At 73.9% G+C, this 21,336-nt stretch carries 23 protein-coding genes; 11 read left to right on the top strand and 12 right to left on the bottom strand.

Going from position 1 to position 21,336, the window contains the following annotated elements; genetic code table 11:
- The first annotated feature begins 93 nt into the window (after positions 1-93).
- Both FJR00_RS05780 and FJR00_RS05785 read left to right on the top strand, forming a co-directional pair.
- The gene (locus FJR00_RS05780) at positions 94-378 is read left to right on the top strand and encodes a GlsB/YeaQ/YmgE family stress response membrane protein (protein WP_075959126.1); all 285 of its coding nucleotides are present in this window, start codon (positions 94-96) and stop codon (positions 376-378) included.
- A gap of 271 nt (positions 379-649) precedes the next feature.
- Positions 650-2,188 carry a DEAD/DEAH box helicase gene (locus tag FJR00_RS05785; protein ID WP_075959127.1) on the top strand — a complete coding sequence of 513 codons (1,539 nt, stop codon included), beginning with the start codon at positions 650-652 and terminating at the stop codon, positions 2,186-2,188.
- An 82-nt stretch (positions 2,189-2,270) separates the two neighbouring features.
- Here the strand turns inward: FJR00_RS05785 and FJR00_RS05790 are convergent, their stop codons facing one another.
- Positions 2,271-3,146, bottom strand: coding sequence for a PHP domain-containing protein (locus FJR00_RS05790; RefSeq protein ID WP_141337855.1), 876 nt, complete (start codon positions 3,144-3,146; stop codon positions 2,271-2,273).
- A gap of 85 nt (positions 3,147-3,231) precedes the next feature.
- Here FJR00_RS05790 and FJR00_RS05795 point away from each other — a divergent pair, with 85 nt between their 5' ends.
- Positions 3,232-3,984, top strand: a complete 753-nt coding sequence (locus FJR00_RS05795; RefSeq protein WP_075959128.1) for a DcrB-related protein — start codon at positions 3,232-3,234, stop codon at positions 3,982-3,984.
- A 76-nt stretch (positions 3,985-4,060) separates the two neighbouring features.
- Here the strand turns inward: FJR00_RS05795 and FJR00_RS05800 are convergent, their stop codons facing one another.
- Entirely contained in the window at positions 4,061-5,578 is a 1,518-nt protein-coding gene (locus tag FJR00_RS05800) for a threonine/serine exporter family protein (RefSeq protein WP_141337856.1), read from the bottom strand.
- 58 nt (positions 5,579-5,636) lie between these two features.
- Here FJR00_RS05800 and FJR00_RS05805 point away from each other — a divergent pair, with 58 nt between their 5' ends.
- Positions 5,637-7,163 carry an aminopeptidase P family protein gene (locus FJR00_RS05805; RefSeq protein ID WP_141337857.1) on the top strand — a complete coding sequence of 509 codons (1,527 nt, stop codon included), beginning with the start codon at positions 5,637-5,639 and terminating at the stop codon, positions 7,161-7,163.
- A gap of 22 nt (positions 7,164-7,185) precedes the next feature.
- Here the strand turns inward: FJR00_RS05805 and FJR00_RS05810 are convergent, their stop codons facing one another.
- Positions 7,186-7,686, bottom strand: coding sequence for a YflT domain-containing protein (locus tag FJR00_RS05810; RefSeq protein WP_075959132.1), 501 nt, complete (start codon positions 7,684-7,686; stop codon positions 7,186-7,188).
- Positions 7,687-7,803: 117 nt separating this feature from the next.
- Here FJR00_RS05810 and FJR00_RS05815 point away from each other — a divergent pair, with 117 nt between their 5' ends.
- Genes FJR00_RS05815 through FJR00_RS05825 form a run of 3 tightly spaced genes read left to right on the top strand, consistent with a single transcriptional unit; the run spans position 7,804 to position 10,841 of the window.
- A complete protein-coding gene (locus tag FJR00_RS05815; protein WP_141337858.1) occupies positions 7,804-9,102 on the top strand; it encodes a magnesium transporter MgtE N-terminal domain-containing protein in 1,299 nt (432 codons plus the stop codon).
- On the top strand, positions 9,095-9,691 hold the full coding sequence (locus tag FJR00_RS05820; protein ID WP_141337859.1) for a DUF1003 domain-containing protein: 597 nt from the start codon (positions 9,095-9,097) through the stop codon (positions 9,689-9,691). Before FJR00_RS05815 ends, FJR00_RS05820 begins: the two co-directional genes overlap by 8 nt.
- A gap of 10 nt (positions 9,692-9,701) precedes the next feature.
- Complete coding sequence (locus FJR00_RS05825) at positions 9,702-10,841, top strand: Mrp/NBP35 family ATP-binding protein (protein WP_141337860.1); 1,140 nt, start codon at positions 9,702-9,704, stop codon at positions 10,839-10,841.
- A 42-nt stretch (positions 10,842-10,883) separates the two neighbouring features.
- On the opposite strand, the gene FJR00_RS05830 is transcribed toward FJR00_RS05825, so the two are convergent.
- The 3 genes from FJR00_RS05830 to sigE form a co-directional block, all read right to left on the bottom strand.
- Positions 10,884-11,354 (bottom strand): twin-arginine translocase TatA/TatE family subunit, encoded by a 471-nt coding sequence (locus FJR00_RS05830; protein ID WP_238330334.1) that lies wholly within the window; start codon positions 11,352-11,354, stop codon positions 10,884-10,886.
- Positions 11,355-11,428: 74 nt separating this feature from the next.
- Positions 11,429-12,550, bottom strand: a complete 1,122-nt coding sequence (locus FJR00_RS05835; protein ID WP_075959133.1) for a S1C family serine protease — start codon at positions 12,548-12,550, stop codon at positions 11,429-11,431.
- A gap of 44 nt (positions 12,551-12,594) precedes the next feature.
- On the bottom strand, positions 12,595-13,263 hold the full coding sequence (sigE, locus tag FJR00_RS05840; RefSeq protein ID WP_141337861.1) for an RNA polymerase sigma factor SigE: 669 nt from the start codon (positions 13,261-13,263) through the stop codon (positions 12,595-12,597).
- 88 nt (positions 13,264-13,351) lie between these two features.
- Between sigE and FJR00_RS05845 the strand changes: the two genes are divergently transcribed.
- Complete coding sequence (locus tag FJR00_RS05845; RefSeq protein WP_141337862.1) at positions 13,352-13,984, top strand: O-methyltransferase; 633 nt, start codon at positions 13,352-13,354, stop codon at positions 13,982-13,984.
- A gap of 63 nt (positions 13,985-14,047) precedes the next feature.
- Here the strand turns inward: FJR00_RS05845 and FJR00_RS05850 are convergent, their stop codons facing one another.
- A complete protein-coding gene (locus tag FJR00_RS05850) occupies positions 14,048-14,215 on the bottom strand; it encodes a DUF3117 domain-containing protein (RefSeq protein ID WP_075959135.1) in 168 nt (55 codons plus the stop codon).
- A gap of 142 nt (positions 14,216-14,357) precedes the next feature.
- Between FJR00_RS05850 and FJR00_RS16500 the strand changes: the two genes are divergently transcribed.
- On the top strand, positions 14,358-15,167 hold the full coding sequence (locus tag FJR00_RS16500) for a PaaX family transcriptional regulator (protein ID WP_181409513.1): 810 nt from the start codon (positions 14,358-14,360) through the stop codon (positions 15,165-15,167).
- Between the two features lie 9 nt (positions 15,168-15,176).
- Positions 15,177-15,998 (top strand): enoyl-CoA hydratase-related protein, encoded by an 822-nt coding sequence (locus FJR00_RS05860; RefSeq protein ID WP_141337864.1) that lies wholly within the window; start codon positions 15,177-15,179, stop codon positions 15,996-15,998.
- Between the two features lie 9 nt (positions 15,999-16,007).
- Here the strand turns inward: FJR00_RS05860 and FJR00_RS05865 are convergent, their stop codons facing one another.
- Genes FJR00_RS05865 through FJR00_RS05880 form a run of 4 tightly spaced genes read right to left on the bottom strand, consistent with a single transcriptional unit; the run spans position 16,008 to position 19,027 of the window.
- Positions 16,008-17,234: a hypothetical protein gene (locus FJR00_RS05865; RefSeq protein ID WP_141337865.1), complete on the bottom strand. Its 1,227-nt coding sequence runs from the start codon at positions 17,232-17,234 to the stop codon at positions 16,008-16,010.
- Positions 17,231-17,869 carry a DNA-3-methyladenine glycosylase I gene (locus FJR00_RS05870; protein WP_141337866.1) on the bottom strand — a complete coding sequence of 213 codons (639 nt, stop codon included), beginning with the start codon at positions 17,867-17,869 and terminating at the stop codon, positions 17,231-17,233. The genes FJR00_RS05865 and FJR00_RS05870 overlap by 4 nt, the downstream gene beginning before the upstream one ends.
- A complete protein-coding gene (locus tag FJR00_RS05875; RefSeq protein ID WP_141337867.1) occupies positions 17,866-18,210 on the bottom strand; it encodes a DivIVA domain-containing protein in 345 nt (114 codons plus the stop codon). Before FJR00_RS05875 ends, FJR00_RS05870 begins: the two co-directional genes overlap by 4 nt.
- 52 nt (positions 18,211-18,262) lie before the next feature.
- Positions 18,263-19,027 (bottom strand): LOG family protein, encoded by a 765-nt coding sequence (locus tag FJR00_RS05880; RefSeq protein ID WP_181409514.1) that lies wholly within the window; start codon positions 19,025-19,027, stop codon positions 18,263-18,265.
- A 74-nt stretch (positions 19,028-19,101) separates the two neighbouring features.
- Here FJR00_RS05880 and FJR00_RS05885 point away from each other — a divergent pair, with 74 nt between their 5' ends.
- A complete protein-coding gene (locus FJR00_RS05885; protein ID WP_181409515.1) occupies positions 19,102-19,944 on the top strand; it encodes a hypothetical protein in 843 nt (280 codons plus the stop codon).
- 82 nt (positions 19,945-20,026) lie between these two features.
- Here FJR00_RS05885 and FJR00_RS05890 read toward each other — a convergent pair whose 3' ends face one another.
- Positions 20,027-21,325 (bottom strand): citrate synthase, encoded by a 1,299-nt coding sequence (locus FJR00_RS05890; protein WP_075959140.1) that lies wholly within the window; start codon positions 21,323-21,325, stop codon positions 20,027-20,029.
- Between the last annotated feature and the right edge of the window lie 11 nt (positions 21,326-21,336).

Raw genomic sequence — 21,336 nt, forward strand, 5'->3', positions numbered from 1 at the left:
TGACTACCGTGGTCGCCGGTCTGCACGGGTATGCCCTGTGACCACCACCGCGGGGGTATCCCCGTGGTGGACGTCTGTTGGAAGGCCTACACCATGTTCTCCACCATCATCGCCGCGCTCGTCGCGGGCCTCATCGTGGGGCCGCTGGCCCGTCTCGTCCTGCCGGGCAAGCAGAACCTGTCCGTCCCGATGACCATCCTGCTGGGTGCCGTCGGTGCCCTGCTGGGTTCCTTCCTCGGGTCGTTGATCTTCGACTACGAGGGTGGCCTGCTGAACTTCTGGGGCCTCGTCCTGGGCGTCATCGGCGCCGTCATCGTCGTGCTGGCCTACGGCGCCATCACCGGTCGCGACACCACCCACGACCGCGTGGGTCGCTGACCACGACCCTCGGGCGGACATCTCGCCCACACCCGCGGCTCCGTCCGCGGCAGACGGCGCCCCTCCTCGGAGGGGCGCCGTCCTGCGTCCGGGGCCCGGCCCGGTCCGCTACCCTGGGGACGTTGGACCGGTGACCGGTCGGCCGTGCCTGGCACGGTTGCTCTCGTCGGGCGCGTCGCCCGACCCCCAAGGACAGACCCGATCGGCTCCGTACGACCCGCCCACGGCATACCCCCGTGTCCGGACCGCACCCACCGATCGGAAGAGACCCTTGCAGGACGACCGCACCTTCGCCGACTTCGGCATCCACCCCGACATCGTGGCCGCGCTGGCCGACGGCGGGATCACCCACCCCTTCCCCATCCAGTCGATGACCCTGCCCGTGGCGCTCGCCCGGCACGACATCATCGGGCAGGCCAAGACCGGGACCGGCAAGACCCTCGGGTTCGGCCTGCCGATCCTGCACCACGTGCTCGCCCCGGGGGACCCGGGCGCGGACGAGCTCCCCGGGGCCGGTGCACCGCAGGCCCTCGTGGTCGCACCCACGCGGGAGCTGGCCGTCCAGGTCTCCGGGGACCTCGCCAAGGCCGGCCACCGACGGGGGATCCGCGTGCTGACCATCTACGGCGGTCGTGCCTACGAGCCGCAGATCGAGGCGCTCCAGAAGGGTGTCGAGGTCGTCGTCGGCACCCCGGGCCGGCTCCTCGACCTGGCCGCCAAGGGCCACCTGAACCTCGGCCACGCCCGGACGGTCGTGCTGGACGAGGCCGACGAGATGCTCGACCTGGGCTTCCTGCCGGACGTGGAGAAGCTGCTCGCCCTGACGCCGGCCGGTCGGCACACGATGCTCTTCAGCGCCACCATGCCGGGGGCCGTGGTGTCGTTGGCCCGCAGCTACATGACCCAGCCGACGCACATCCGGGCGATGAGCGACGACGGGGCGGACGACCGCCAGACCGTCGCGGCCGTGGAGCAGTTCGCCTACCGGGCGCACGCCATGGACAAGATCGAGATGGTCGCCCGCATCCTGCAGGCCGAGGGCCGCGGACGCACGATCATCTTCACGCGCACGAAGCGGACCGCCGCCAAGGTGGCCGACGAGCTCATGGACCGCGGCTTCGCCGCGGCGGCCATCCACGGCGACCTCGGGCAGGGCGCGCGTGAGCAGGCCATGCGGGCCTTCCGCAGCGACAAGGTCGACGTCCTCGTCGCGACGGACGTCGCCGCCCGAGGCATCGACGTGGAGGCGGTCACGCACGTGATCAACTACCAGTGCCCCGAGGACGAGAAGACCTACCTGCACCGGATCGGACGGACCGGCCGGGCCGGCGCCACCGGCGTGGCCATCACGTTCGTGGACTGGGACGACATGCCCCGGTGGAGCCTCATCGACAAGGCCCTGGACCTGGGCTACCCGGAGCCGGAGGAGACCTACTCCTCCAGCCCGCACCTGTTCGAGCAGCTGGGCATCCCCGAGGGGACGCGTGGCACCCTGCCGCGGTCGCAGCGGACCAGGGAGGGCCTGGGCGCCGAGAAGCTCGAAGACCTGGGTGAGCCGGGACGCGGCAGCCGCGGCGGCGGTCGGGGCGACGGTGGCCGCGGAGCCGGACGCAGCGGTGGCGGTGGTGGTCGCCGTCAGGGTGGACGCGGCCACGGTGAGGGCCGGTCCGAGGGCGGCCGCGGGCGGTCCTCCGAGGGCAGGGAGCGTCCGGCCCGGACGGGCGAGGGCGAACGCTCCGCCGGGGGTGGGGGACGCCGCCGTCGTCGGCGCACCACCCGCGTCGACGGCGGCGCGGCCGGCACCGACTGAGCCGGCCGGCCGACCGCTTCCACCGGGGGCCGCGGCCCACGCAGGTGCGCCACGGGCCCGCGCCGGTCGCGGCCGCGTCCGGTCAGATCCGGGCCCCGAGCATCGGAGTGCCGTCGGCGAGGTCCAGGATCCGGTCCAGCACGCCGGGGTCGGTGGTGTGCTCACCGAGGCGGTTCTGCTTGCCCGCCCCGTGGTAGTCGCTGGAACCGGTCCGGAGCAGCCCGAGCCGCCCGGCCAGCTCCGCCGCGTGGGCCCGCTCCTGCGGGCCGTGGTCGCGGTGGTCGACCTCCACCCCGACCATCCCGGCCTCGGCCATGTCGGCCACGACCCGGTCGTCGACGACCCGGCCCCGCCGCCCCGCGAACGGGTGCGCGACGACGGCCGCGCCACCGGCCGCCACCACGAGCTCGGTGGCCGTCACCGGGTCCGGTGCCGCGTGCGTGACGTAGTAGGGGCCCGAGGAGGACAGGATCTCCTCGAACGCCTCGTCGCGGGTCCGGACGACACCGTGCCGCACCAGCACGTCCGCCACGTGCGGGCGGCCGAGCGAACCGGCGTCGCCGGCGAGCGCCCGCACCTCCTCCTCGCGCACCGGGTACCCGTCGGCCCGGAGGCGCTCGATCATCACCTGCAGCCGGGTGTCCCGGCTGCGCCGGCTCGCCTCGAGCTCGGCGGTCAGGGCCTCGTCGTCGGGATCCGGCAGGTAGGCCAGCAGGTGCACGGAGATGCCGCGCCAGCTGCAGGACACCTCGATCCCCGGGACGACCGCGACCCCGGTCCGGCGACCCGCCTCGTCGGCCTCGGCCCAGCCGCTGACGACGTCGTGGTCGGTCAGCGCCACCACGTCGATGCCCGCCCGGCGTGCCCGCTCGACGACGGCACGGGGCGGCTCGGTGCCGTCGCTGTGGTCCGAGTGGACGTGCAGGTCGACGACGGCGTCGGGAGGGGTGCGGTGCATGCGGCCACGGTACGCCGGGCCCCGCGTCATACTGGAGGTCGACCACAGCCCGCTGCGCGGGCCGGACCCACCCCCAAGGAGCACCATGACCCTGCCGCAGCACCGCCGCGCCGCCGGCACGACGGCCGCCGCGCTGCTCGCCCTGACCCTGGTGGCCGGGTGCGCGGACGAGGCCCCCACCAACGACGAGAGGCCGACGGCCACCGAGGAGGTCACGGACGGGACCGACGAGGAGCAGGACACCTCCGCCCCCACCGACGACGCTGCGGCGACGACGGCGTCGGCCGACACCGCGACGGCCACGGGCGACGACCAGGACGGCGCAACCGCCGACGCGGCCGACACCACGGAGACACCCACCGAGGAGGAGCCGACCACGGCGGCCGCCGCGGACGAAGGCTTCGAGGTGGACGTGCCCGACGGGTGGGAGGACGCCATGGACCTCGTCGACCCGGGCGAGCTGGCCGAGGACGACGCACCCGGCATCGTCCTCGCCCTCAAGGACACCCAGCAGGTCGACGACTTCTACACCAACGTGGTCATCACGCGCGAGGAGTACATCAGCAACCTGACCTCGGCCGTGGAGCAGACCGCCGAGGACCTGGCCGGGGAGGACGGCGAGTACGAGCTGCTGGAGCCGGCCGAGGTCGACGGCAACCGGGCCCCCGGCTACGTGCTCACCCGCGAGGTGGACGGCTTGCCCGTGCGCCAGACCCAGCGGTGGGTCAGCCACGACGGCACGCTCTACGTGGTCACGCTGTCCGCGGTCCAGGCTCAGGACGAAGAGGCGGCCGCGGCGCTGGAGGACCTGCTCTCGTCCTGGACCTGGACGGACTGACCGCAGCCAGGTCGCTCGTCGCCAGGTCGCCCGCCGCCGGGCGGGCCCGCAGGAGCCCGTTCCGCGGAGGCTGGGCTCAGTCGCCGACGTAGCGGCCGCGCGAGCGCCGACGGGCACGCTGGGCGGCCCGGTCCAGGCCGAGCCGACGCCGTGCCAGGAAGCCACCGATGGACAGCCCGGCGGCCAGCGCCATGCCGGTCGAGACGGCGGTGACGAAGTGCAGCACCGCGTTGCCGACGACGGCCGCGGAGTCGCTGAGGATGAGGTAGATCGCCCGGTAGACCGCCAGGCCGGGCAGCATCGAGACGATGCCCGCCGTGCCCACCGCCAGCTCGGGCATGCGCAGCCTGCGGTGGACGGCATAGGCCGCCACGCCCACCGGTGCCGAGGCGACCGCCGTGGCCTCGGGACCTCCCAGGCCGAGCGCGAGCCCCACCTCGAAGACCACCCATCCCCCGGCCGCGACCGCCATGGACACCAGGGTCGTCCGCGGGCCGGTGTAGGTGGACAGGCAGAAGCCGAGGGCCACGAGCATCGCCCCGACGACACCGAGCAGCGGGTTGCCCCCGAGGGCCACGAACGGGGAGACCTCCATGTCGACGCCGAAGCGGTTGGCCGTGCCGATGACGACCGCGACGCCGACCGCGATGCCCGCGGTCATCAGCAGCACCTCCATCCCCCGGGCCCCGGCGGTGACGAAGTAGCCGTCGAGGGCGTCCTGGGCGGCTCCCATGACCCCCAGCCCGGCCAGCAGGACGACGATCCCGGAGATGACGACCAGGGAGGGCGAGCGCACGCCGGGGACGGGCATGTCGACGGAGGCCAGCCAGTGCAGTCCGAGGGCGATGGTCGTGGGGACCGCGGCGCTGACCGCCTGGGTGAAGAAGGCGGCCACCCCGGTGGTGTAGAGCACCCGCTGCACCCGGTCGACGAGCGCGGCCGAGAGGGCGGCCGCCACCCACATCCCGGGGGCGGCGCCGAAGAGCATGACGACCCCGACGGCGAGGAGGGCAAAACCGACCGTGACCACCCAGCGCTGGTAGGGGTGCGGGGACTCCAGCACCCGGGTCAGCCGGGCCCGGGCCACGTCGATCGGCATCGCCTCGTCCCCGTCCTCGGCGGAGGCGACGATGTCGTCCAGCAGACCCTGGACCCCCTCCAGCCTCGAGTAGTCGGGCGCCCGGCCCGGGATGACGCGCATCACCGACAGCGGGTCCTCGTGCAGGCCCCGGTGGATCGAGACCGTGATCGAGGTGAAGGTGACGTCGATGTGGGCCGACCGCACGCCGTAGGCGGTCATCAGCCGCAGGACCGAGGCCACGCAGTCGGCGGCGGAGGCACCCGTGGAGAGCATCGCCTCGCCCACGCGCAGCGCCAGGTCGATGACGGCGCGCGCCTGCCGCTGGCTGACCGCCTCGTCGCCGCCCAGCCTGGTGCCCAGGGCCAGGGTCGGGGGCGAGGCGCTGCGGACGACCTCGGAGGCCCGTTGCCGCCAGACCCGTCCGACCCGGCCGGCGGGTCGGACGGCATGGGGGTTCACCTGCTGCGGGCCGGTCACCCCGCCGACGACCTCGGGCACCACCTTCTCGCTCACGGTCCCAGGGTAGGGGCCGTGGCACGGGCGCCGGTCCACCCGCGCCTACCATGGCCGGGTGAGCGAGAAGCAGCATCAGGCCGAGCACCGCAACCGCCCCACCGGGGAGGCCTTCCGCGCCTTCATGGGCCAGGACTGGGCCCCCAGGCCCGGGGGCCTGCCGGAGCTGACCGAGGCGGCCCGGTATGCCGCCGCGCGGCGCCAGGTGGTCTCCGCCGCCTTCCCCGGGGAGCGGCTGGTCGTCCCGGCGGGCGGGCTGAAGGTGCGCAGCAACGACACCGACTACGTCTTCCGGCCGCACAGCGCCTTCGCGCACCTGACCGGGCTCGGCGCCGACCGCGAGCCCGACGCGGTCCTCGTCCTGGACCCCGTCCACGAGGAGGACGGCACGCCGGCCGGGCACGAGGCGGTTCTCTACTTCCTGCCCCTGGCCGACAGGGACAGCACCGAGTTCTTCGCCGACTCCCGGGTCGGCGAGTTCTGGGTGGGCGCTCGTCCCACCCTGGCCTCCGCCGCCGCGGAGCTGGGGGTGGGCACGCGCCCCCTGGGCGAGCTGGAGGACGCCCTGGCCAAGGACGTCGGGCCGGGCGGAGTGACCCTGCGGGTCGTGCGCGACGCGGACCGGGAGGTGGCCGAGCTGGTGGACCGGGTCCGCGGACGCAGCGGCGCGGTCACGGAGCAGGACGAGCAGGCGGTGCTGGAGGCCGACCAGGCCCTGGCCCGTTCGTTGTCCACCCAGCGTCTCGTCAAGGACGAGTGGGAGATCCGACAGATGGCCGAGGCCGTCGAGGCCACGGCCCGGGCGTTCGACGCCGTCGTCGAGCAGCTGCCCGAGGCCGTCGCGCGGGGACGCGGGGAGCGGTGGGTGGAGGGCGTCTTCGGCCTGCACGCCCGGCACGCCGGCAACGGCGTGGGCTACGACTCCATCGCCGCCGCGAGCGAGCACGCCACGACGCTGCACTGGATCCGCAACACCGGGGACCTGCACCCAGGGCAGCTGCTGCTGCTCGACGCCGGGGTGGAGACCGACTCGCTCTACACCGCCGACGTCACGCGGACGGTCCCGGTGGACGGGACCTTCACCCCCGCTCAGCGGAAGGTCTACGAGGCGGTGCTCGAGGCCCAGGAGGCCGGGCTGGCGGCCTGCCGGCCGGGCAACCGGTTCAAGGACGTCCACGCCGCCGCGATCGAGGTGATCGCCCGGCACCTGCTGGACTGGGGCCTGCTCCCCGACGGGGTCACGCTCGAGCAGACCCTCGACGCGGAGGAGGGGCAGTTCCACCGTCGGTGGATGGTGCACGGCACCAGCCACCACCTGGGCATCGACGTCCACGACTGCGCGCTGGCGCTGCGCGAGGACTACGTCGACGGGGAGCTGCGCGAGGGCATGGTCCTCACGGTCGAGCCGGGGCTGTACTTCAAGTCCGAGGACCTGCGGGTCCCGCCGGAGCTGCGGGGCATCGGGGTACGGATCGAGGACGACGTCGTCGTCACCGCCGACGGGTGCCGCAACCTCTCGGCGATGCTGCCGCGGACCGCCGACGAGGTCGAGGCGTGGGTGCGCGCCGGGGGGCGCAGGGACTGAGCGCCGGTCGACCCGGGCCCGGTCAGCCCAGGGGTGCGCCGGGGCGGGAGTCCAGCAGCTCGCGGGCACGCTCCGCGTGCTTGTGCTCGGTGAGCACCTCGTAGCGCGTGGCCACCACCTGGGTGACCGAGACGAAGTCGCGGCGGCCCCGGGTCATCGCGTAGCCGATGAGCGCCCAGACGACCCCGAAGAAGGCCCCGAACGCGACCGCCCCCAGCACGGTGACCAGGGCGTCCCCGGTCGGCGCGAAGAGCGCGAAGATCAGCCCCACGAACAGCCCGAGCCAGACGCCCGAGGCGACCCCGCCCAGCGCGACGCGCCCGGTCGTCAGCCGGCCGGTGACCCGCTCGACCTGCTTGAGGTCGGTCCCGACGATCATGCACTGGTCGACCGGGAACTCCTGGTCCGAGAGGTAGTCGACCACCGCCTGGGCCTCCTCGTAGGAGTCGTGCACCCCCAGGCTCATCGGATACTCGAGGGCCAGCACGGGGCCGGGTCGGTTCGCTGCGGCTGGTGAGGTCACCCCGCCATTGTGCCCCGCTCCCCCGCGCCCGGCGAACCCAAGGGCCGCACACCCTGGGGGTGCCGCGGGACCCGGCGGATCCGGGGCGCCGTCGCCACCGGTCGGTATCCTGCCCCGGTGAGCCTTCCCCGCGTCTTCGTCGCCCGGCTGAACGGGATGAGCGTCTTCGACCCCCTGGGCGACGAGGTGGGCCGGGTGCGCGACGTCCTCGTCACCCTGTCCGGCCGCGTCGGCGGCCAGGGTCCGCGCGTCATCGGTCTGATCGTCGAGGTGCCCGGCCGACGCCGCGTCTTCGTGCCCATCACGCGGGTGACGGCGATCGACGCGGGCCAGGTGATCACCACCGGCCTGGTCAACATGCGTCGCTTCCAGCAGCGGCCCGGGGAGACCCTCGTCGTCGGGGAGCTCTTCGACCGGCAGGTGACGCTCGTCGACGACGGGCAGCGGGTGCCGGTCGTCGTCGAGGACATCGCGATGGACCGGCAGCGGGGCGGGGACTGGCGGTTGAGCAAGATCTTCGTGCGCAAGGGGGCGCCGCAGCGCGCCGTGCGTGGGCTGCGGCTGGGGCGCCGTCGCGGCGAGACGCTGCTCGTCGACCCGGACCAGGTGGAGGGCCTGCAGGACGCCGGGCCGGCCCAGGCGGCCACCGCCCTGCTCGAGGCCTACGAGGACCTCAAGCCGCAGGACCTCGCGGAGGCGATCCACGGGCTCAGCCCCAAGCGTCGGGCCGAGGTCGCCGACGCCCTCGACGACGAGACGTTGGCCGACGTGCTCGAGGAGCTCCCGGACGACGACCGCCTCGAGATCCTCACGCACCTGGTGGCCGAGCGGGCGGCGGACGTCCTGGAGGTCATGCAGCCGGACGACGCCACCGACCTGCTGGCCGACCTGCCGGCGGCCACCCAGGAGGAGCTGCTCCAGCTCATGGAGCCCGACGAGGCCGCCGACCTGCGTCGGCTGCTGACCTACGACGAGAACACCGCCGGCGGTCTGATGACGACCGAGCCGGTCGTCCTGGGCCCGGACGCCAGCATCGCCGAGGCGCTCGCGCTGGTGCGGCGCGAGGAGCTGCACCCCGCGATCGCCTCGCTCGTCTACGTCACCCGGCCGCCCCACGAGACGCCGACGGGGCGCCTGCTGGGCAGCGTGCACATCCAGCGCCTGCTGCGCGAGGCCCCGCACCAGCCGGTCGGGTCCGTGCTCGACGACCTGGACCCCGTCACCCCCCAGGCCAGCCTCGGCGAGGTCACCCGGGCGCTGGCCACCTACAACCTGGTGGCTCTGCCGGTCGTGGACGCCGAGGGCCGGCTGGTCGGGTCGGTGACCGTCGACGACGTGCTGGACCACATCCTGCCCGACGACTGGCGCGAGGAGCGGGGAGAGGAGAACGGGCTGACGGAGGTGGCGGATGTCTGAGCCGATCCGGCGGGACCGTCCCGGAGGTCGCCCGGCCGACCGGCTCGACCAGCCGCTGGCCAAGACGAGCCGGTGGACGCTGCCCTCGCGGATGGACCCGGAGAGCTTCGGTGCCTTTGCCGAGCGGTTCGCCCGGTTCATGGGCACGGCGCGCTTCCTGGTGTGGATGACCGTCTTCGTGGCCGTCTGGGTGGTCTGGAACACCCTCGGCCCGCCGTCGGTGCGGTTCGACCCCTACGCGTTCATCTTCCTGACGCTCATGCTCAGCCTGCAGGCCTCCTACGCGGCCCCGCTCATCCTGCTGGCCACCAACCGGCAGGACGACCGGGACAAGGTCCAGATGGAGCAGGACCGCGCCCGCGACGAACGCAACCTGGCCGACACCGAGTTCCTCACCCGCGAGGTCGCCGCGCTGCGGCTGGCCATGCGGGAGGTGGCCACCCGCGACTTCGTCCGCTCCGAGCTGCGCAGCCTGCTGGAGGAGCTCGTCGAGCGGGACGGGCCCGACGAGGACGAGGGGGCCCGGAGGCGCCCCGGTGGAACGACCGGGGCGGGCCCGACGGCGGGAGCACCCCGCCGCGACACCTAGCATGGGGGGCATGTCCCACCCCAGCACCGACGCCCTCCACGCTGCCCTCGCCACCGTCGACGACCCCGAGATCCGCAAGCCGATCACCGACCTGGGGATGGTCGAGGCGGTCGACGTCGGCGACGACGGCCGGGTCCGCGTGACGGTGCTGCTCACCGTCCCGGGCTGCCCGATGAAGGACACGATCACCCGCGACGTCACCGCCGCGGTGTCCAAGGTCGAACACGTCACGGGCGTCGACGTGCAGCTGGGCGTCATGAGCGACCAGCAGCGCGGCGCCCTGCGCGACCAGCTCCGCGGCGGGGCCGCCGAGCGGGAGATCCCGTTCGCGCGGCCCGACTCCCTCACCACCGTGTATGCGGTCGCCTCCGGCAAGGGAGGGGTGGGCAAGTCCTCGGTGACGGTCAACCTCGCCGCGGCGCTGGCCGCGGAGGGCCTGCGGGTGGGCGTCGTCGACGCCGACATCTACGGCTTCTCGGTCCCCCGCATGCTGGGGGTGACCCGTCCGCCCACCCAGGTCGACGACATGATCATGCCCCCGGTCGCCGACCCGGGCGACGTCAAGGTCATCTCCATCGGCATGTTCGTCCCCGGCAACCAGCCGGTCGTCTGGCGCGGCCCGATGCTGCACCGGGCGATGCAGCAGTTCCTGGCCGACGTCTACTGGGGCGACCTCGACGTCCTGCTCCTCGACCTTCCGCCCGGGACCGGGGACATCGCGATCACCGTGGCGCAGCTGCTGCCCAGCAGCGAGCTCATCGTCGTGACCACGCCGCAGCAGGCGGCCGCCGAGGTGGCCGAGCGGGCGGGCTCGATCGCCCTGCAGACCCACCAGCGCATCGTCGGGGTCGTGGAGAACATGTCCTGGCTGGAGATGCCGGACGGCAGCCGCCAGGAGCTCTTCGGCAGCGGCGGCGGCCAGGTCGTGGCCGACTCGTTGAGCCGCTCGATCGGCGCGGAGGTGCCGCTGCTGGGGCAGGTGCCGCTCGACGTGACCCTTCGTGAGGGCGGGGACACCGGCCGTCCGGTCGTGCTCTCCCACCCGGACTCCCCCGCGGCCACGGCGCTGCGTGGCATCGCCCGACAGCTGGCCCGGCGTGGTCGCGGCCTGGCGGGGCGCAAGCTGGGGATCACCCCGACCAGCCGCTGAGGGCCCGCCGGCGAACGTCGGGGGCAGGCAGGAGCAGGACGCTCAGGTCGCGTCCGGGTCGAAGGGCACCGGCAGGGCAGGATCGAAGCGTCCACCCGTGCCGGTCCCGGCGGCCGTCCCGGTGGAGGCCGTCGCCGCCGTCCTCCTCACGTCCCCCGCGCGCCCACCGGGCACGGTCGTGCTGCCCCGTGCCGCCTGCCCACGGGCCGTCGCGCCCGCAGCCGTGGCGCCACCGGCCGCACGGGTGGAGGGGGCCGGCTCGGTGAGCGCCTCCCGCACGATGCGGCGCGGGTCGTACTGCCGGGGGTCGAGCTGGCGCCAGTCGACGTCCTCGAACGCCGGGCCCATCTCCTGCTTGATCTGCTCCTTGGCCCCCTCGGCCAGGTCACGCACCCGCCGTGCCAGGTCGGCGAGGCGGGCGGCGTAGTGGGGCAGTCGACGCGGACCGAGGACGACGACGGCCAGCAGCACGAGCAGCATGATCTCGGTGCTCGTGAGATTGAAGAACGTCACGCCTCTCCTCGTCCCGGTGCCCGGCGACCCACCCTGGGAGCCCGGTCACAGCCTACCCAGCCGCGACCGGCGCCCTAGCCCCCGGAACCGGCCAGCGTCAGCGTCACCGTGCGTTCGTCGCCGTCGGTGCCGCGCAGCCGCATGGTCACGGTGTCCCCGACGGCGTAGGAACGCAGGACGACCAGCAGGTGCTGCGGGTCACGCACCGTCGTGCCGTCCACCTGCAGGATGAGGTCGCCGGGGCGCACGCCGGCCTGCTCGGCGGGCCCCCCGGGGACGACGGGCGGGGAGCCCAGGCGTGCCTCGGTCATCACCTGCGCGCCCTCGCCGGTGTGCTGCAGGTCGATGTGCACCCCCATGACGGGATGCTCGCTCCGGCCGGTCTCGATGAGCTGGGTCGCGGTCCGTTCGGCCTGCTCCGCCGGGATCGCGAAGCCCAGACCGATGCTGCCGGCCGGCCCGCCGAAGGTGCTGGTCGGCAGCTGGGCGATGGCCGAGTTGACCCCGACCACGTGTCCGCCCAGGTCCAGCAGCGGCCCCCCGGAGTTGCCGGGGTTGATGGCGGCGTCGGTCTGGATGGCGTTGATGTAGCTGGTCTCCTCGTCGCCCCCGGCCACCACCGGCCGGTCGAGCGCGGAGACGATCCCGCTCGTCACGGTGCTGTCCAGTCCCAGGGGAGCTCCGACCGCCACCACGGTCTGGCCGACCTGCACGGCCTCGGAGTCGGCGAACGGCAGCGGGGTCAGCCCGTCCCGGTCCACCTTGAGCACGGCGATGTCGTAGACGGGGTCCGACCCCACGACCTCGGCGGGGAGGGACTCCTGCCCGGGCAGGTCGACGGTGATCTCTCCACCGTCCCCCGCAGGTGCGACCACGTGGTGGTTGGTCAGCAGGTAGCCGTCGGCACGGACGACGAACCCCGACCCCTGGCCGTCCTGGCCGTCGTCCCCGAGCGAGATCAGGGCCACGCTCGGCAGGACCGCGCGCGACAGCCCGGTCACGGTGCCGTCCACGTCCACCGGCGCCGGGACGGGGTCGCGCTGGACGGCCGGTGTGACCGGCGCGGCGGCGTCCGGCTGGTCCGGCTGCAGCTGGTGGGCCAGCACTCCCCCGCCGAGGCCGCCGACGAGACCGGCCACCAGGGCCGCCAGCACGATCGCCGGGCTGGTGCGGCGGCTGCGCGCGGGTCGGTGCATGGGACCCGATTCTGCCAACCGTCCGTCGTGCGACGGCTCGCCGGTCACCCGAGGACCGGAGCGGGCACCCCGGACGGACGGCGCGGGCGCCCGGCCGACGGCGCGGCCGGCGCGGTGCCGGGGCGACGGTGGGCCAACGACTGGCGCAGGAGGGCCCGGCCGCGGTGGATCCGCGAACGCACGGTGCCCATCTTGACGCCCAGCGTGCCGGCCACCTCCTCGTAGGAGAGACCCTCGATGTCCGCGAGGACCACGGCCGCGCGGAACTGCGGCGGCAGCGCCATCAGCGCCTCCTGCACGTCCGGCCCGAGGTGGTTCATCTCGTAGGCCTCCTCCGGCTGGCCCGCCGGTGCCCGGACCGGAAGCCGGGCGGTGAGCTCCTCGGAGAGGGCGTCGAAGCGCAGACGCTGCCGCCGCCGCACCCGGTCCAGGAAGAGGTTGGTGGTGATGCGGTGCAGCCAGCCCTCGAACGTGCCGGGCCGGTAGCGGTCCAGGGAGCGGAAGACGCGCACGAACACGTCCTGAGTCAGGTCCTCGGCCTCGTGCGGGTCGCCGGTGAGCCGGTAGGCCAGGCGGTACACCCGGGCGGAGTGCTCGCGGACGATCTCCTCCCACGGCGGGGGGACCCAGGCGGGGTCCCCGTCGGCGGACGAGGTCACGTCCGGGTCCGTGGCGGTGTCGAGGAGCTCGGTGGCGACTCCCTGCTGGCTCATGGACCCAGGCTGGCAGGGTCGGCTGGGAGAGTGCTGGACGACCACCTCGCGCGACGCCGGACGGACTGCCGGAGCATAAGGTGGGGCCATGGCAGCTGCGAAGGCGTCCTCCCTGGCCTACGCCGAGGACTTCATCACCCCCCACCCGGTCATCGAGCAGGCCCGGCGGCGGGGTGAGGAGCTCGGGGTCCCGCCGGTGAGCGACGCGACCGGCGCGGCCCTGCGGCTGCTGGCGGCGGCCGTGGGCGCCCGGCACGTCGTCGAGGTGGGCACGGGGGCCGGCAGCTCGGGGCTGTGGCTGCTGCAGGGGATGCCCCACGACGGCATCCTCACCTCGATCGACGTCGAGCCGGAGCACCAGCGCGCGGCCAGGGCGGCGTTCTCCGAGGCCGGCATCCCGCCCCAGCGCACCCGGGTCATCGGTGGGGACGCCGTGCAGGTCATGGGGCGGCTCACCGACGGCGCCTACGACCTGGTCCTCGTGGACGCCGACGAGGAGAGCTACCCGGCCTACGTGGACCAGGCCGTCCGGCTGCTGCGGGTCGGGGGCGTGCTCGCCGTGCACGGCATGCTCGGGCACGACAAGGTGGCCGACCCCGCCAGCCGGGACACGGTGACCACCCTGCTGCGCGACCTGGGCAAGGCGCTGCGCGACGACGACCGGCTGCTGCCCGCGCTGCTGCCCGTCGGCGACGGCCTGCTCGTGGCCGTCCGCCGCTGACGGACGACGAGGCCCCCGCACCGTCCGGTGCGGGGGCCTCGTGCACAGCTGGGTGCGGCCGCGTCAGCCGACGCAGTCCTTGATCGCGTCCCCGAGGGCCGTCGCCTCCTCGGCGTTCATCTCCACCACGAGTCGGCCACCGCCCTCCAGCGGCATGCGCAGGACGATGCCGCGTCCTTCCTTGGTGACCTCCAGAGGACCATCGCCGGTGCGAGGCTTCATTGCTGCCATGGGTTGCCCTTCCTTGTGGCGCGGCCAAGGACCGCTGCCCGGCGCGGGTGCCCCGGGCCTACGTGACTGGACATCATTATCTCCCGAACCACCTGACCCGCCTAATCGACCCCGCCCGTCCCCGACGGGCGATACTGGCCCGGTGCACGCTCGTTCTGCCGTCGTCGACCTCTACGGGGACCACCTCCGGGAGCACGGCTGGTGGGCCCCCGTGGCCGGCGTCGTGCGCCTGACGCAGGCCTGCGGGGTCACCCCGGCGGCCACCCGCACCGCGGTGTCCCGGCTGGTGCGGGAGGGGTGGCTGGCGCCCCGCGCCGTCGACGGCGCCCGGGGGTATGCCGCCACCGCCCTCGCGCAGGACCGGCTCCGGCGGGCGCACGGGCGCATCTACGCGACCGGGCCCCCCGCCTGGGACGGGCGGTGGCACGTGGTCGTCGTGGAGCACCACGGCGACCGACGGCGGCGGGACCAGGTGGCGGCCTCGCTCGGTTACCTGGGCTACGCCCACCTGGCCGCGGCGACCTGGGTCAGCCCGTGGTCCAGCCCCGAGCTCGGCGCCGTCCTCGAGGCCCAGGGGGCGGGGTGGACGGCGTGGCGGGGGCGGCCGGAGGGCTCCCGCTCCCCCGCCGAGCTCGCCGGACGGCTGTGGGACCTGCCCGGCCTGGCGACCGCCTACGAGGACTTCGCCCGCGCCCTGCCCCCGCCCGGGGCCGGGCTGGCCGACCTCGCCCCGGAGACGGCATACCCGTTGCGCACCCGCCTGGTGCACGAGTGGCGCAAGTTCCTCTTCCGCGACCCCGGGCTGCCCGAGGAGGTGCTGCCGTCGGGCTGGCCGGCCACGACGGTCCGCGCCCGGCTGCTGTCGGTGGCGGCCGAGCTCGCCCCCGCGGCCTCGACCTTCGTCGGTGGGGCCGTGCGCACCGCCCGGCCGAGGGTCGGACCGGCTGCGTAGATTGGTCCCATGACGACGCCGAGCCCCGCGCAGCCAGCCAGCACCTCGCCCCCCGTCACCCTGGACGTCGCCGAGGGCGTGGCCACCGTCACCTTCGCCCGCCCGGAGGCGATGAACTCCCTCGACGTCGCCACCAAGGAGCTGCTCCTGGAGACGCTGCGCCACGTGGCCGACGACACCGACGTGCGGTGCGTGGTGCTCACCGGGTCGGGGCGGTCCTTCTGCGTCGGCCAGGACCTCAAGGAGCACGTCCAGCTGCTCCAGGAGGACGCCGAGCAGCTCTGGCGCACGGTGGCCGAGCACTACAACCCGGTCGTGGAGCTGATCGTCACGATGGACAAGCCGGTCGTGGCGGCCCTCAACGGGGTCGCCGCCGGCGCCGGGGCGGCCTTCGCGCTGGCCGCCGACCTGCGCTACGCCGCCGGCTCGGCCGGGCTCAACCTCGCCTTCACCGCGATCGCGCTCTCCTGCGACTCCGGGACCTCCTGGTCGCTGCCGCGTCTGGTCGGCCCGGCCAGGGCCAAGGAGCTGCTCTACTTCCCGCGCACGATCCCGGCCGAGGAGGCCCTGGAGATGGGCCTGGTGACCGAGGTCGTGCCCGACGACGAGCTGGGCGCCCGGGTGGACGAGGTCGCGCGGCAGCTGGCCCAGGGGCCGACCCGCGCCTACGGCGCCGTGCGCCGGGCGATCGCCTTCTCCTCGTCGCACTCCCTGGCGGACTCCCTCGACCTCGAGGACGAGTTCATGCGCCGCACCGGGGTCAGCGCCGACCACCGGGCCGCGGTGCAGGCGTTCCTCGACAAGGAGCGCCCCACCTTCACCGGTCGCTGACCGCCCGGCTCACGGCGGGTCGTCCCGGGGCGGGACGAACATGAACAGCTGCCAGGCCCACCACACCTGCCAGGCGAGGAAGAGCCCGGCCAGCGCGACCGTCCGCACCACCAGCACCCAGGTCGGCCGGCGACGGGACGCGGGGTCGTGCGGGTGCCACCCGCCGCCCACGGCCACGACGAAGAGCGGGAAGAGCAGGATGAGGTAGCGGTAGATGCTCGTCCAGGGGTCGAGGGCGGCGAAGAGGTAGAGCACGTAGCCCAGGCACCACGTCCGCATCTCCACCCCCAGCCCCCGCGCCCACGGGCCCGCCACCGCGAGCACCAGCAGGCCCAGGAGGGCGGCGAGAACCACCGGTCCGGTGACCTCGCCCCAGAGCCACTGGACCCGCTCGAGCGTCGGCAGGAAGGGTCGGACCGGCTCACCGCCCCGCCAGGCCGACATCGTGACCGTGTAGGCGTCCGGCCGGCCGGTGCGCGCCCAGGCGATGGCCGGCCAGATCAGGCCGGAGAGCCCGCACCCCACGAGCGCCGCGACCATCCCGACCGCCTCGCGCGGCGGGATGGGGCGGGTATGCCGTCCGCGCCACCGCACCAGGACCGCCACCAGGCTGACCAGGCCCAGGGGCAGCGCGACCGGCCGGGCCAGCCCGGTCGCCAGGGCGAGCACGGCGGCCCAGCCCCACCGGCGACGGACGAGCAGCCACAGCACGCCGGCCACGAGCAGCACCGCCAGGGACTCGGTGTAGGCCACCTGCATCGTCGGCGCGGCGGGATAGCTGCCCAGCAGCGTGACGCCGCCCAGCGCCGCGGCCGTCCCCACGCGTTCCCGGAGCAGCCCCGCCACGACGAGCGCGGCGGCATACCCCAGCACGGTCGCCAGCACGGTGCCGGTCACCGCGAACGGCTGGCCGGTGAGCGCCGTCAGCAGCCGGGCCGCCAGCGGGAAGGCCGGGTAGAAGGCCCAGGGGTTCTGCCGGACCTGACCGTCCCGCTCGGGGAGCTCGGTGGGGTAGCCCTCGGTGGCGATCCGTTCGTACCAGGCCCCGTCCCACAGGGTGGCGAACTGCAGGTAGGGCCCGACGTCGGCGTTGTCGTACACCGAGGGGTCCTGGTGCTGCGTGGCGAGCCGGTGCAGCAGCACGGCGGTCAGGGCACGCAGGAGCGTCCAGAGCGCGACGACGACCAGGACGAACCGCAGGTCGAGGAGGCGTCGCGCGGGGGCGACGGGGGTCATGCGCTGCTGCGCACCGCCGTCAGCCGGGCGCCGGACCGGGACGCCCCGGCACGGAAGCAGCCGACCAGGTGGTCGTCGACGAGGCCGCAGGCCTGCATCGCGGCGTAGACCGTCGTGGGCCCCAGCTGCACGAAGCCGGCCTTGCGCAGCCTCTTGGCGAGCAGCTCGGACTCCGGCGTCTGCGACGGGACGTCGGTGAACCGGTGGGGGCGGGGGGTCGGCTCGGGCGCGTGGGTCCAGAGCAGCTCCTCCAGCCCGCCGCTGTCACGCAGGGCCAGGGTGGCCCGGGCGTTGGTCACCGCCGCCTCGATCTTGCGGCGGTTGCGCACGATGGAAGCGTCCGTGAGGAGACGTTCCACGTCGTCCTCGGTGAACTCCGCCAGACGCTCGGCGTCGAACCCGGCCAGCGCCGTCCGCAGCGCCTGCCGCTTGCGCAGCACGACGAGCCACGACAGCCCGGACTGGAAGCCCTCCAGGCACAGCCGTTCGAGGAGCGCAGTCTCCCCGTGCACCGGCTTGCCCCACTCCCGGTCGTGGTAGTCGCGGTAGTCGGCATGGGCCAGCCCCTGCCAGGCGCACCGGACGACCCCGTCGGGTCCGACGGTGAGGTCCGGGTGCGGCGCGGTGACGGTCATCCGTCCATCCCTCCGAGAAGATCGGCGTGCGCGTGTCGTGCCTCCGTCGCCCGGGGCACCCCTGCCTGGTCTCGGAGCCGGGCGATCTCGGCGTCGCGGGCGGCCAGCTCCTGACCCAGCCGGCGCAGCGCCTCGTCCACCTGGGCCATGCGGTAGCCCCGGACCGCCTGGTCGAAGCGCAGGTCCCGCACCTGGTCCGGACCGACCGGCCCGGCGGGCAGCGGCACCGCGGACTCGGTCGTCACCGCCGGGGGGACCCCCGGGACGTCCGTCCGCGCGACCAGCCAGGCCAGTCCCGCACCGAGCACGAGGACGGCCACGACGGCTCCGAGGATGATCACGGCACCGATCCTCGCACGGAGGTGCGCCCCCGGAGAAGACCCGGCACGCCGGTCAGCCGCCCAGGGTGGTCGACGGCCCGTCCACCGCACGCTCGGCGCGCTCGGTGACGATCCAGTCCACCGCCTCGTCGACGTCGTCCGTGAGCCGCAGCAGGTCCAGGTCCGCCGCCCCGATGGTGCCCTCCGCCGCCAGGGTGTCGCGCATCCACGACAGCAGCGGCCCCCAGAAGGCCGTGCCCAGCAGCACGATGGGGAAGCTGGTGATCTTGCCGGTCTGCACCAGCGTGAGCGCCTCGAAGAGCTCGTCGAGGGTGCCCACGCCACCGGGCAGGACGACGAACCCCTCGGCGTACTTGACGAACATCGTCTTGCGCACGAAGAAGTAGCGGAAGTTGATGCCCAGGTTGAGGTAGTCGTTCATCCCGGCCTCGAAGGGCAGCTCGATCCCCAGGCCGACGGAGGTGCCCCCCGCCTCGGTGGCGCCCAGGTTGGCCCCCTCCATGGTGCCCGGCCCACCGCCGGTGATCACGGCGTACCCGGCCTCCACGAGGGCCGAGCCGACCTGCCGGGCCAGCTCGTAGGTGGGGTGGCCGGGTCCGGTGCGGGCGGAGCCGAAGACGGCCACCGCCGGTCCCAGCTCGGCCAGGGTGCCGAAGCCCTCGACGAACTCGGCCTGGATCCGCATCACCCGCCACGGGTCGGTGTGCACCCAGTCGGCCGAACCCCGGGTGTCCAGCAGGCGCTGGTCGGTCGTGCTGCGCGGCACGCGGGTCCCGCGCAGCGTCACCGGGCCCTTGCGGTACTCGTGTCGGTTCACAGCTCCCGACCCTACGTGCTGCCGACGGGCCGGGCACGACCGGCGCGGGCCCGTCCGGGTCGTAGGATCCGGGGGTGAGACGCACCGCCGGGACCCTGGTCGTCGTGGCCGTGATGGTGGTGAGCGGCCTCGGGGCCGTGGTCGGCGCCCGCTGGCTCGTGGAGGAGGTGCGGCCCGACCGGTGCCTCGTGAAGGTCGGGGACACCACGGTGCGCCTCACGCCGGAGCAGACGGCCAACGCAGCCACGATCGCGGCCGTGTCCGTGGGGCGGGGACTGCCCCCGCGGGCCGCCACCATCGCCCTGGCCACCGCCATCCAGGAGAGCAAGCTGCGCAACCTGCGCTACGGCGACGCCGACAGCCAGGGCCTGTTCCAGCAACGACCGTCCCAGGGGTGGGGCAGCGTGGAGGAGGTCACCGACCCCGTCCACGCGACCGGGTCCTTCTACGACGCCCTGGTCGAGGTACCCGGGTGGGAGACCGGCGTGGTCACCGAGGTGGCCCAGGAGGTGCAGCGCAGCGCCTTCCCTGAGGCCTACGCCGACCACGAGCAGGAGGGCAGGGCGCTCGCCTCGGTGCTCACCGGGCAGGAGGGGGCCGGCACGCTGATGACCTGCCGCCTCGCCGACCGGGGCGCCGGCGACCCGGTCGGGCTGGTGACCGCGCTGCAGGAGCAGTTCGGCACCGCGGTGGCGGTGGCGGACCCGGGCCCGGAGACCGGCACGGTCACGGTCACGGCCGGTGACACCGCCGCCGCATGGGCGGTCGCCACCTGGGCGGTCGCCCACGCGGACGCCCGCGGGGTCCTGGGCGTGACCGTCGGGGACCGTCGGTGGGTGCGTGACCGGTCCGCCCTGGAGTGGGACGTCCTCGAGCAGGCCGGGCCCGCCACCGAGGTCGTCGTCGAGCTGGGCTGACGCGGACGGCCCCCGCAGCGGCTGCTGCGGGGGCCGTCGGCGTGCGGGTGGCCCTCCGGGCCGTTCCCCGGCGGAGGGTCGGTCAGCGCCGGTCGGTCGGCACGTACTGCCGCTCGGGCTCGCCGACGTAGACCTGCCGCGGGCGGCCGATCTTGGTGGCCGGGTCGTTGATCATCTCGCGGTACTGCGCGATCCAGCCCGGGAGCCGGCCGATCGCGAAGAGCGCGGTGAACATGCTGCTGGGGAAGCCCATCGACTCGTAGATGAGGCCTGTGTAGAAGTCGACGTTGGGGTAGAGCTTGCGCTCCACGAAGTAGTCGTCCTCCAGGGCGGCCTGCTCCAGCTGCAGGGCCAGGTCCAGGAGCGGGTTGTCGCCGGCCTTGGCGAGGATGTCGTGGGCCGTCTCCTTGACGATGGCCGCCCGCGGGTCGTAGTTCTTGTAGACCCGGTGGCCGAAGCCCATGAGCTTGACCCCGTCCTCCTTGTTCTTGACCTTGCGGACGAACTCCTTGACGTCCCCGCCGCTGTCGTGGATGTCGTTGAGCATCTGCAGGACCGCGCTGTTGGCGCCGCCGTGCAGGGGGCCGGAGAGCGCCTGGATGCCGGCGGAGATCGAGGCGAACAGGTTGGCCTCGGAGGAACCGACGAGCCGGACGGTGGAGGTCGAGCAGTTCTGCTCGTGGTCGGCGTGGAGGATGAACAGCAGGTCCAGCGCCTTGGCCAGGTCGGCGTCCATCTCGTACTCCTCCGTGGGCTGACCGAAGGTCATCCACAGGAAGTTCTCCACGAGGTCGTACTTGTTGTCCGGGTAGAGCAGCGACTTGCCCTGGCTCTTGCGGAAGGCGTAGGAGGCGATGGTGGGCAGCTTGGCCAACAGGCGGATGGTGGACATCTCGACCGACTCGGGGTCCCGGGGGTCGAGGCTGTCCTGGTAGAAGGTGCCCAGGGCCGACACCGAGGAGGCCAGGACCGACATCGGGTGCGCGTCCCGGTGGAAGCCGTCGAAGAACTGCTTCATGTCCTCCACGAGCAGCGTGTGCCGGCGCACCTTCTGGTCGAACTCCTCCAGCTCGGCGGCGGAGGGCAGCTCGCCGTAGATGAGCAGGTAGCTGGTCTCCAGGAAGGTCGACTCCTTGGCCAGCTGCTCGATCGGGTAGCCGCGGTAGCGCAGGATCCCGGCGTCGCCGTCGATGTAGGTGATGGCGGACTGGCAGGAGGCGGTGTTGACGAAGCCGACGTCCAGCGTGGTGTCGCCGGTCGTCTTCATCAGCGCGCTGATGTCCAGACCGTTGTTGCCCTCGACGGCCGGCACCACCTTCAGCTCGAGCTCGTTCTCGCCGTGACGCAGCGTGGCCGCGGGCGTGGTGGTCTGGTCGGTCATCTGTCCTCCTG

The sequence above is a fragment of the Ornithinimicrobium kibberense genome, from assembly GCF_006519705.1.
Taxonomy (GTDB): domain Bacteria; phylum Actinomycetota; class Actinomycetes; order Actinomycetales; family Dermatophilaceae; genus Ornithinicoccus; species Ornithinicoccus kibberensis.